This window comes from Anaerotignum sp. (assembly GCF_051877975.1).
Taxonomy (GTDB): Bacteria; Bacillota; Clostridia; order Lachnospirales; family Anaerotignaceae; genus Anaerotignum_A.
On sequence record NZ_JBJEJK010000018.1, the window covers coordinates 40,634 to 51,249 of the forward strand.

The 10,616-nt window shown below is 50.6% G+C and carries 8 protein-coding genes and 1 riboswitch; of the genes, 7 read left to right on the forward strand and 1 reads right to left on the reverse strand.

The window, feature by feature from the left end:
- The first annotated feature begins 18 nt into the window (after positions 1 to 18).
- Positions 19 to 139: riboswitch (FMN riboswitch) on the forward strand.
- 109 nt (positions 140 to 248) lie between these two features.
- From ACI39P_RS03230 to ACI39P_RS03250, 5 genes are all read left to right on the forward strand, one after another.
- The gene (locus ACI39P_RS03230; protein ID WP_439719256.1) at positions 249 to 1,622 is read left to right on the forward strand and encodes an MATE family efflux transporter; all 1,374 of its coding nucleotides are present in this window, start codon (positions 249 to 251) and stop codon (positions 1,620 to 1,622) included.
- A gap of 230 nt (positions 1,623 to 1,852) precedes the next feature.
- Positions 1,853 to 2,647 carry a divergent polysaccharide deacetylase family protein gene (locus ACI39P_RS03235; protein WP_439719257.1) on the forward strand — a complete coding sequence of 265 codons (795 nt, stop codon included), beginning with the start codon at positions 1,853 to 1,855 and terminating at the stop codon, positions 2,645 to 2,647.
- Between the two features lie 51 nt (positions 2,648 to 2,698).
- The gene (locus ACI39P_RS03240; RefSeq protein ID WP_439719258.1) at positions 2,699 to 3,244 is read left to right on the forward strand and encodes a Holliday junction resolvase RecU; all 546 of its coding nucleotides are present in this window, start codon (positions 2,699 to 2,701) and stop codon (positions 3,242 to 3,244) included.
- A 6-nt stretch (positions 3,245 to 3,250) separates the two neighbouring features.
- Positions 3,251 to 4,633, forward strand: a complete 1,383-nt coding sequence (locus ACI39P_RS03245; RefSeq protein WP_439719259.1) for a metallopeptidase TldD-related protein — start codon at positions 3,251 to 3,253, stop codon at positions 4,631 to 4,633.
- A gap of 5 nt (positions 4,634 to 4,638) precedes the next feature.
- Positions 4,639 to 5,982 carry a metallopeptidase TldD-related protein gene (locus tag ACI39P_RS03250; RefSeq protein WP_439719260.1) on the forward strand — a complete coding sequence of 448 codons (1,344 nt, stop codon included), beginning with the start codon at positions 4,639 to 4,641 and terminating at the stop codon, positions 5,980 to 5,982.
- Positions 5,983 to 6,066: 84 nt separating this feature from the next.
- Here ACI39P_RS03250 and ACI39P_RS03255 read toward each other — a convergent pair whose 3' ends face one another.
- Positions 6,067 to 7,692, reverse strand: coding sequence for an MBL fold metallo-hydrolase RNA specificity domain-containing protein (locus tag ACI39P_RS03255; protein WP_439719261.1), 1,626 nt, complete (start codon positions 7,690 to 7,692; stop codon positions 6,067 to 6,069).
- 273 nt (positions 7,693 to 7,965) lie between these two features.
- On the opposite strand from ACI39P_RS03255, the gene glgB reads away from it, so the two are divergent.
- Both glgB and rpsU read left to right on the forward strand, forming a co-directional pair.
- Positions 7,966 to 10,239 carry a 1,4-alpha-glucan branching protein GlgB gene (gene glgB / locus ACI39P_RS03260; protein ID WP_439719262.1) on the forward strand — a complete coding sequence of 758 codons (2,274 nt, stop codon included), beginning with the start codon at positions 7,966 to 7,968 and terminating at the stop codon, positions 10,237 to 10,239.
- Between the two features lie 139 nt (positions 10,240 to 10,378).
- Positions 10,379 to 10,555: a 30S ribosomal protein S21 gene (gene rpsU, locus ACI39P_RS03265; protein ID WP_016406744.1), complete on the forward strand. Its 177-nt coding sequence runs from the start codon at positions 10,379 to 10,381 to the stop codon at positions 10,553 to 10,555.
- The last annotated feature ends 61 nt before the right edge of the window (positions 10,556 to 10,616 follow it).

Here is a 10,616-nt window from a genome sequence, read left to right on the forward strand (position 1 = left end):
CATTGATTTTCGGATAAAGAATTTCTTCGGAAACGAGAGGGAATCTCTACCGGCGGTATAGCCCGCGAGCAGGAATCTTTCCTGCAGAATTCGTTTCGATTACGAAGCCGACAGACGGTCTGGATGGGAGAAGAAAAGCGGTTAGGAAACTGTTTTTTGTGGAAGAAGAAAGGAAAAGCGTTTCGTGACTTGCGGGGCGCTTTTTTTGCTTTTCCCTGAAGACGGACCGTTTGGAAGGAGGAAACAGCATGACAGAAACAAAACAGAATATCTTAGGGACAGAGCCCATCGGCCGGCTGCTGTTGAAATTTTCCATTCCAACAGCCCTCACGCTGATGGTGAATTGCCTTTATAATATTGTAGACCAGATTTTTATCGGCCATGCTGCGGGCATCGCCGGGATAGCGGCTACCAATGTCGCCTTTCCCATTTCTACCATAGCGGCCTCTTTGGCCCTTTTGATCGGCGATGGCTGTGCGGCAAATATCAGCCTGCACCTTGGCAGAAAAGAGCAGGAAGAGGCGGATCGTGCCTTTGCCAATGGGGTCGTTCTCTTATTTGGCACAGGAATATTGCTGGCTTTTTTTGGCCGGCTGTTTGCGGAAAAACTGGTGATATTTTTTGGCGCATCCCCCGGGGTGGCGGCGGAATCGGTGCGGTATATGAGTATCATCCTGCTGGGGCAGCCCTTTGGCATGTGCAATATGGCCTTTACTGCCATCATCCGTGCCGATGGCAACCCTCAATATATGATGCGGAGTATGATGATTGGGGCAGTGCTGAATGTTATTTTAGACCCTATTTTTATTTTCGGGTTCCATTGGGGCATTACGGGGGCGGCCTTGGCAACCATCATCGGGCAGATTGTTTCCGGCTGTATCGCCTTGGCATACCTGCCCAGATTTCAGCATTTCCGCCTGAAAAAGGAAAACCTTCGTTTGAGGGGCAAAACAGTGCGGGATATCGTGCAGCTGGGGTTTCCCAGCTTTTGTACCCAGACGGCAACGGCGGCAACGCAGATCGTCATGAATAACCTGATGCGTCATTATGGTGCCATGACTATTTACGGCAGTGATATTGCCCTTTCCTGTTATGGGCTGATGATGAAAATTTATCAGATTGCCCATGCCATGTTTGTGGGGCTGGCTTCCGGCACACAGCCCATCAATGGCTACAATTTCGGGGCAAAGCAGTTTGAACGGGTGAAGCAGACAATCAAAATGGGGGCCAAGGCTTCTATCATCATTTCTGTGGTATGGTTCTGTGTATTCCGTTTTGGCGGTGGCTTTTTGGCGGCTTTGTTTGTGGAAGAAGAACCTCTGTATCAGGAATTTGCCGTGCATTGCTTCCGTTTGTATATGCTGGGGTTTTTCGTCTATGGCCTGCCCAATGTGACATCATCTTTCTTTCAGGCCATTGGCAGCCCTGCAAAGGCACTGACAGTATCTTTGTCCCGTCAGGTCTTTTTTCTGATTCCCCTGGCATTGCTGCTGTCCTCCCGTTTTGGGCTGGATGGTGCCTTGGGGGCGGCGCCCATTGCCGATGGGCTGACCTTTTTGCTGGCGGTAGCACTGCTGGGCAAAGAATTGAAAGGCTGGAAGGAAAAAGGAATGGTTTCTTAAAAGAAAATATACAGTGTTCAGGCATCGGTTTTCGATGTGTGATATAGCGGAGAAAAATTGAGGGATACTGTAGTCTATGAAACGGTTTACAGGTTTATGGGCTATAGTATCCCTCAAAAAGTTTGCGGAGCAAACACATGCGTAAGGCGAAGCCTTACGAATAGTTTTTCACATAGGGGACAAGAAAAGGGGATAGGAATAGAGTAACGGAAAAAAGAGGGGCGATTTGAATGAAATGGAACTGGAAAAAGGGTGTCGGTTATTTGATGCTGTTCAGCCTGTGCTTTTTGGGGGGCAGAACGGCGGCGGCAAAGCAGGCGGAAAAAGCTGTGACCGTCAGCGGGGAAAAAAGGGGCGAACTGGCGATTTTGATTGATGACTTCGGCTATTGCGGAGAGGGGACGGAGGAAATGCTGGCGCTGCCTATCCCTTTCACGGCGGCCATCATGCCCTTTTCCGCCTGCACAGTTTCCGATGCGGAAATGGTGCGGCAGGCGGGAAAGGAAATCTTTATACATATGCCCATGGAATCCCTGACGGGGAAAAAAGAATGGGTGGGGAAGAAGGGGGTGTTCCGCACCATGACCGATGAGGAAATTCGTCTGCGGGTGGAGGAGGCCTTTTCCATCCTGCCCGATGCTGTGGGGATGAATAACCACATGGGCTCTGCCATCATGGAGGATGAGAGAAGCCTCTCCGCCGTCATGGATGTTTTGCAGGAAAAAGGTGTTCTTTTTGTGGACAGCATGACGACGGCGAAAAGCTTGGGCAAGACCCTTGCAGAGGAAAAGGGCGTACCCTTCCTGGGGCGGGATGTATTTCTGGACAGCACCGATTCTCTGGAACAGGTGAAATCCAATCTCCGCAAGGCGGCGGAGGTAGCTCTGGAAAAAGGGGAGGCCCTTGCCATCGGCCATGTGGGGCCCGAGGGCGGGAAAGTGACTGCCCAAGCCATCAAAGAGCTGATTCCCGAATTGGAGCAGGCGGGCATCACCTTTGTGACCGTATCCGAATTGGCAAAATAGGACAGAGTGTGCTATACTTATTTTTTAAGTAAGTATTTTGGAGGAAGCAGAATGTCCCATTGGAATTCCAGAGGGCTGCGGGGCAGCACCTTTGAAGAAATCATCAATTTTACAAATGAACGCTACAGGCAGGAGGGGCTGGCGCTGCTCCAGAAAATCCCCACTCCTATCACCCCTGTGCGGATGGATGCGGAGACAAAGACCATTACGTTGGCCTATTTTGAAAAACAGTCCACCATCGACTATATCGGCGTGGCCCAGGGCGTTCCTGTGGCCTTCGATGCCAAGGAAACGGCGGGGAAAAGCTTGCCTTTGCAGAATATCCATGCCCATCAGATGGCATTTATGGAGGAATTCAGGCAGCAGCGGGGGCTTTCCTTCCTTTTGGTACATTTTTCCGCAGGGGATGAATATTTTCTGCTGCCCTTTGAAACACTGAAACTATACTGGGAAAATGCGGAAAAAGGGGGGCGGAAATCCATCCCCTATGAAGCATTTGAGGAAAAATACCGTATCCGACAGAACGGCAGCCTCCTCCATTATCTGGAGGCAGTCAGCCTGTATTTGGAGGAAACAGAAAAAGAAACAAGGAAGTGAGAAAACATGCTGAAAAAAGCAGCAGTGGAAAATATACTGACGGCGGCATTGGAAAGCGGCGCGGATTTTGCGGAGATCTATGCAGAAGAAACCAAGCGCAGCAATATTGCCATGGTCAACGGCAGGGTGGAAACAGCCTTAGGCGGCATGGATTATGGTGCGGGGGTGCGCCTGTTTTTTGGCAATCAGACCATTTACGGCTTTACCAACGACCTTTCCGAGGAAAACCTCATCCGCATCGCCAGAGAAGGGGCGGCGGCATTGAAGGGAGACCGCATCTATCAGGTGAAGGGCTGGAAGGAGATGGCGGCAAGATGTATCAACCCCATCCGCATCCTGCCTGGCAGTATCGCCAAAACCGCCAAGGCGGAGCAGCTTCGCTTGGCTTCTCAGGCGGCGAAGGAGTTTGATGCTTTGATCACCCAGACCAGAGCAGGCTACTTGGAAGTGATGAAACACGTTTTGGTTGCCAATAGTGAAGGCATCTGGGGGGAAGAAGACCGCACCCGCAGCCGTTTTACGGTGGAAGCGGTGGCTTCTTCCGCTACGGAAAAGCAGAGCGGCCATCTGGGGCCCGGCGGCTCCGAAGGGTATGAGCTCTTCGACCGCATCAACGTAGAGGATACGGCAAGGGAGGCGGCCCGCATTGCTGTCACGATGCTGGGGGCAAAGCCCTGCCCTGCGGGGAAGATGCCTGTTGTTATCGATAATGGCTTCGGCGGGGTCATCTTCCATGAAGCCTGCGGCCATGGCCTGGAGGCAACGGCAGTGGCAAGAAATGCTTCCGTTTTCGCAGGAAAGCTGGGGCAGCAGATTGCCTCTCCCTTGGTGACAGCCATTGATGATGGCACCATTCCAAACGGCTGGGGTTCCGCAGAAATGGACGACGAAGGCACACCCACCGCCAGAAATATCCTTATTAAAGACGGCGTTCTGCAATCTTACTTGGTAGACCGCATGAACGGCAGACGGATGGGGGCAGCCATCACCGGCTCTGCCCGCCGGCAGGATTACCACTATGCTCCCACCAGCCGTATGACTAATACCTTCATCGATAACGGCAAAAGCACGCCGGCGGAAATCATCGCCAATACGGAATTTGGCCTTTACGCAAAGCAGATGGGCGGCGGCAGTGTAGACCCTGCCACGGGCTCATTCAACTTTGCTGTACTGGAAGGATATATGATAAGAAATGGCAAAATTGCCGAGCCTGTCAGAGGGGCGACCCTTATCGGCAAGGGGGCAGAAGTCCTCAGGGATATTGATATGGTAGGCAATAATCTGAAACGGGCTCAGGGCATGTGTGGCAGCAAGAGTGGCTCTATTCCCACCGATGTGGGGCAGCCCATGATCCGTGTCAGCAGTATGACCGTAGGCGGAAGGGGGTAAGCACTTTGGATAGAAATGCATTTTTGGAAAAAGTCCTTGCCTATGGCACGAAGGAAGGTTTCGCCGAATGTGAAGTATTTTATCGGGGCGGCAAAAGCTTCGAGGTGCTGGTTTTGGAAGGCGAGGTCGCCAATTATGAAAACAGCCGACAGGAGGGGCTTTCCTTCCGTGGTAATATCCATGGACGGACAGGTTATGCCTATACGGAGCAGCTGACAGAAGCGGCCATCCCTTATCTGGTGGAAACGGCCAAGGAAAATGCGGCCCTCCTTTCCCCGGAGGATATGGAGGAGCTTTATGAAGGGGAAGAAAGTTATCCCCTTTTGGAAGGCGTCAACGAAGAACTGGAGCAGCTGCAGGTAGAAGAAAAAATCCATGCGGCTATGCGGATGGAGCAGGCGGCTCTGGCGGGGGCGGAGGAAGTGGCTTCTTTGGATTACTGCGCCCTGGGGACAGGCCTGGCGGAGCTGGCGATCAAAAATACAAAGGGATTGGATGTTTCCTTTGCGAAAAACTTTGCTACCGCATATGTTTCCGCCATCGCCAAAAAAGGCGAGGAAACGAAAACAGGCTCTTATTTCTGGAAGGATCAGGATTGGAAGGGCTTCGACCCGGAAGCAACGGGCAGAGAAGCAGCCATCCGTGCGGCGGCTCATCTGGGGGCAGCCTCTGTGCCCAGTGGAAAATATGATGTGGTGCTGGATGGCAGAGCCATGGTTGCTCTGCTGGGGGCATTTTGCGGCATTTTTTTCGGGGAAAATGTGCAGAAGGGCTTTTCTTTATTAAAGGAGAAAACGGGTGCAAAAATTGCATCGGAAAAGGTAACTTTGCGGGATGATGCCCTGTTGCAAGGGGGCTATGCCTCTATCCCCTTTGACAGCGAAGGGGTTTCCGGGAAAAATAAGGCTGTCATTGAAAAGGGTGTGTTGAAAACCCTTTTGTATAACAGAGCCTCTGCGAAGAAAGACGGCGTCCAATCCACGGGCAATGGCTTCAAGGCAGGGCTGACGGGCTCTGTGAAAACGGGATGCACCAATTTTTATCTGCAAAAGGGTGAAATCAGCAGAGAAGATTTGTTCCGCCGGATGGGGAATGGCCTGTTTATCACCAGCCTGATGGGGCTTCACGCAGGCACCAATGCCGTTTCCGGGGATTTCTCCCTTTCGGCGGAGGGCTTCCGGGTGGAGGCTGGCAAGATTGGCAGGCCTGTGGAGCAGATTACCATTGCGGGGAATTTCTATCATTTGCTGGAAATGGTGGAGGAACTTGCAGATGATTTGTATTTCGGCTCCGGCGGCGTGGGTTCGCCTTCTGTTCTGGTTCCTAGTCTTGATATTGCAGGCAACTAAACAAAAAAACAGACTGTACATAGTACGGTCTGTTTTTTTATATCGAGTGCAGGGGATGATCCCCTGCTGGAAAGCCCCGAGAACTTAGCTTTCTAATTTATCACACAGCTCGTTGATCTGCTTCAGCAGCTTTTCCATATCCCGGTTGGCACCGCCCTTGTTCTGGCTGATGATGCGCTGCAGCCGTTTGCCGGCTTCGTCCAGCTGATCTGCCAGATACATGGCCCGCTTGCCTCCTTCAGATTGAGCCCGTGCCTTGGGATATTCCTTGGGCGCAACAGGAATCTTGACCCCTTCGGAAATCATCTGGTTCGTCAGCAGGTCGAAGCAGGCACCACTATAGGGGGCGAAGGCATTGTAGCCATATTCCTCCTGCAGGCATTTGGTGAAATCCTCGCAAACCATATCTTCCCCGTGGACAACAAAAACTCTTTCGGGCTTCTGCTCGAAATGGTTTACCCAGTTCAGCAGACCTTTTTTATCTCCATGACCGCTGACCCCGGCCAGTTCTTCGATATGGGCATTGACGGAAATGGTCTCGCCGAAAAGCCGTACCTCACGGGCGCCGTCGATGATATTTCTGCCCAGCGTACCCACTGCCTGATAGCCAACGAAGAGGATGGTACATTCCGGCCGCCAGAGATTGTGTTTCAGATGATGGCGGATGCGCCCCGCTTCGCACATGCCGGAAGCGGAAATGATGACCTTCGGGCTTTTATCAAAATTGATGGCCATGGAATCATCAGGAGTGACTGCCACTTCCAGGCCGTTGAATTCCAGCGGGTTGATGCCCTGTTTTACCAGTGCCATGGCAGCGGTATCATAGCAGTCTAAGTAATTTTCCACGAAAACCTTTGTTGCTTCGATGGCGAGGGGGCTGTCTACATAGACCTTGAAACCATCATGCCCCTGCACCAGCTTCCGTTCTTTGATTTCCCGGATGAAATAAAGCATTTCCTGCGTACGCCCCACGGCAAAGGAAGGAATGACCAGATTGCCGCCCCGGTCGAAGGTTTCCTGAATATGCCGGGCCAGTTCTGCCACATAATCGGGGGGTGCTGCATGGTAGCGGTCGCCGTATGTACTTTCCATGATAACGTAATCTGCTTCGGAGGTATAGCGGGGATCGTGGATGATGGGCTGATTGATGTTGCCGATATCCCCGGAGAAAACGATTTTTTTCGTGACACCATCCTCCGTCAGCCAGATCTCTATGCTGGAGGACCCCAAAAGATGCCCCACATCGGTAAAACGTATCTGGATTCCGTCGCAGACAGGTACTTTCTTCATATAATCACATTCCACGAAATGATCCAGCACGGCGATGGCATCCTCTGTGGTGTAAAGGGGCTCAAAGGGCTCTTTGCCGGCACGCTTGTTTTTCCGGTTGCGCCACTGGGCTTCAAATTCCTGGATATGGGCGCTGTCCAGCAGCATGATGCGGCAAAGGTCTGTGGTGGCTTCGGTGGCGTAAATTTCACCCTTGAAGCCGTTTTTGTATAACAAAGGAAGAAGCCCGGAATGGTCGATATGGGCATGGGAGAGGAAAACATAGTCAATATCCGATGCGGATACGGGGATTTCCTGATTTTCATAGGTATCCCGTCCCTGTTCCATGCCGCAGTCCAAAAGGATGCTCTTGCCGCAGGCTTCGATATAATGGCAGCTGCCGGTTACCTCATGGGCAGCGCCTAAAAACATCAGTTTCATAGAGATTCCCTCCTTAGAGATGTGATTTTTTAGCAATATGGACAAATGTCTTTATGTAAACAGTATATCTGTTTTCTTTTCTTATGACAAGCCCTTGCAGGATTCTTTCTTTTTTCGTAAAATAAGTCCTTTTTATGGCAAAATCTGGCTTGGTTTTTGGTGTGGCAATATAGGCAAAATATGCTATAATAAAGATACTGGAAAATGGGGAAATATCCATTTTAATTCGAAATCCTGATTTCGACGAAGAAAGACAGCAAAGGGGATGAGAATATGCTCACAACCACAAAACTTTATGATATTTTCCATATTGTAAATGGGGAACATGGTGACCCGCATACGGTGCTGGGGATGCATGAGGTGGAACAGGACGGCAAAAAAATGGTGACTGTCCGTGCCTTCCTGCCCGGCGCCAAAGCCATCACCGTGATCGATCAAACCAACAAGCGAAAAAAATATCCCATGGAGCTGCTCCATCAGGATGGCTTCTTTGAAGTGACCATCGAAGACCGGGAAGAGTGGTTCCGCTATCAGCTGGAATATACCGATTACAGCGACCATAGCTGGAAGGCATACGATCCCTATTCCTTTGCGCCGACCCTGTCTGAATTTGACAGACATCTTTTCGGTGCCGGTACCCATTATGAAATTTATGAAAAGATGGGCGGCAGGCTGATGACCCATGGCGGTGTCAAGGGGGCAGCCTTTTCCGTATGGGCGCCCAATGCCAAGGCAGTCAGCGTGGTGGGGGATTTCAACAATTGGGATCACCGCAGACACTTGATGCGCAGGCTGGGCAATTCCGGCATCTGGGAAATTTTCATTCCCGGCCTGAAGGAAGGGGATAAATACAAATTCCATGTGGTACAGTGCAACGGCAGGCATGTGGATAAGGCAGACCCCTATGGTCTTTCTGCCGAATTGAGACCTAAGACGGCCTCTGTGCTGTATCCCTTGAAGCGGTATAAATGGAAAGACCGCCGCTGGATGACTGCCAGAAAGAAATATGATTTCAAAACATCTCCTATGAATATTTACGAGGTGCATCTGGGCAGCTGGAAGCGGGGAGAGGAAAACAGATTCCTGACTTATACAGAATTGGCGGAACAGCTGGTGTCCTATGTCAAGGAAATGGGGTATACCCATATCGAAATCCTGCCGGTGGAGGAACACCCCTTCGATGGCAGCTGGGGCTATCAGGTAACGGGCTATTATGCCCCTACCAGCCGCTACGGCAGTCCCGATGAATTTAAATATTTTATCGATACCTGTCACCAGAACGGCATCGGCGTCATTCTGGACTGGGTGCCTGCTCATTTTCCCAAGGATGATTTTGGCCTGGCCCGTTTCGACGGCACAGCCCTCTATGAGCATGAAGACCCTCGCATGGGCGAACACCTGCAATGGGGTACCTATATTTTCAATTATGGCAGAAAGGAAGTCATGAATTTCCTGCTGGCCAATGCCCTTTTCTGGGTAGATGCCTATCATATCGACGGCCTGCGGGTAGATGCGGTGGCTTCCATGCTGTATCTGGATTTCTGCAAGAATGACGGGGAATGGCTGCCCAACAAATACGGCGGCAGAGAAAATCTGGAAGCAGTGGAATTTTTGAAGCACATGAATTCCATCATGGCAAAAAGAGAGCCCGGTGCGGTTATGATTGCCGAGGAATCCACTTCTTGGGAAGGCGTCACTAGGGATGCGGAAGAAGGCGGCCTGGGCTTCACTCTGAAATGGAATATGGGCTGGATGAACGACTTCCTGTTCTATATCAAGAAAGACCCGATCTACAGGAAGTATCACCATAATAAGCTGACCTTCGGCATGGCTTATCATTATTCCGAAAACTTTATTCTGGTTTTGTCCCATGATGAAGTGGTACACATGAAATCCTCCATGATCGGCAAAATGCCCGGGGATACCTGGCAGAGCTTTGCCAACCTGCGCCTGGCCTATGGCTTTATGATGGGGCACCCCGGTAAGAAGCTGCTGTTTATGGGCGGTGAATTTGGACAGTATCAGGAATGGAGCGAGGCCCGTTCTTTGGATTGGCATCTGCTGCAGTATGCCGATCATCAGCATATGCAGGCCTATGTGAAAGAGCTGAACCATCTGTACGCCAAAGAAAGCGCCTTCTGGGAAGAAGATTTCGACCCTGATGGCTTTATGTGGATCGAATGTGATGACGCGGACAGCTCTGTAGTATCCTTTATCCGCAGAAGCAGGGAGAAGGAATTGATCTTTGTCTGCAACTTTACGCCGGTGGTACATCAAGGCTTCCCCTTGGGGGTACCCAAGGAAGGCGTTTATCGGGAGATCCTGAACAGCGATGCAGAACGCTTCGGCGGCAGCAATGTGGTGAATACATCTCCTATGGAAAGCACCGCAGCCCCCTGCAACCGCTGCCAGTTTAGCATTCATGTGGATGTTCCTCCTTTGGGGATGATCATTTTGGAACGGGAAATCCCTAAAAAAATTCCTGTAAAAAAGAAGGGCACTGCAAAAAAAACAAAGAAATCCGCGGCTAAAGAAGATTTGGCATGATTTTTCTGAAGAATTTCTCTTTGTTCTTATTGACGTTGCGAAAGTTTTTGTGTATAATTCTTAGATGTATGGTAAAAAAAGGCGCAAAAGCACTTTTCTTGCCATCAACGAATCTCGCACTGGGAGGGAGGGAAATTCAATGTCAGAGGTAAAAGTTAAAGAAAATGAATCCTTGGACAGCGCACTGCGTCGTTTCAAAAGAACATGTGCCAGAGACGGTATCATGGGCGAAGTACGCAAAAGAGAGCATTATGACAAACCCAGCGTAAAACGCAAAAAGAAATCCGAAGCCGCTAGAAAACGTAAATTCAGATGATTGATAGTTTACTTAGGCGAAAAGGGATGATGATATGTCATTAAAAGAGCAGCTTTTTGCA

What these genes read in the sequence shown, in the direction of transcription:
- ACI39P_RS03230 (WP_439719256.1), top strand. Translation starts at nt 249, where the DNA reads ATGACAGAAACAAAACAGAATATCTTAGGGACAGAGCCCATCGGCCGG.
- ACI39P_RS03235 (WP_439719257.1), top strand. Translation starts at nt 1,853, where the DNA reads ATGAAATGGAACTGGAAAAAGGGTGTCGGTTATTTGATGCTGTTCAGC.
- ACI39P_RS03240 (WP_439719258.1), top strand. Translation starts at nt 2,699, where the DNA reads ATGTCCCATTGGAATTCCAGAGGGCTGCGGGGCAGCACCTTTGAAGAA.
- ACI39P_RS03245 (WP_439719259.1), top strand. Translation starts at nt 3,251, where the DNA reads ATGCTGAAAAAAGCAGCAGTGGAAAATATACTGACGGCGGCATTGGAA.
- ACI39P_RS03255 (WP_439719261.1), bottom strand. Translation starts at nt 7,692, where the DNA reads ATGAAACTGATGTTTTTAGGCGCTGCCCATGAGGTAACCGGCAGCTGC.
- glgB (WP_439719262.1), top strand. Translation starts at nt 7,966, where the DNA reads ATGCTCACAACCACAAAACTTTATGATATTTTCCATATTGTAAATGGG.
- rpsU (WP_016406744.1), top strand. Translation starts at nt 10,379, where the DNA reads ATGTCAGAGGTAAAAGTTAAAGAAAATGAATCCTTGGACAGCGCACTG.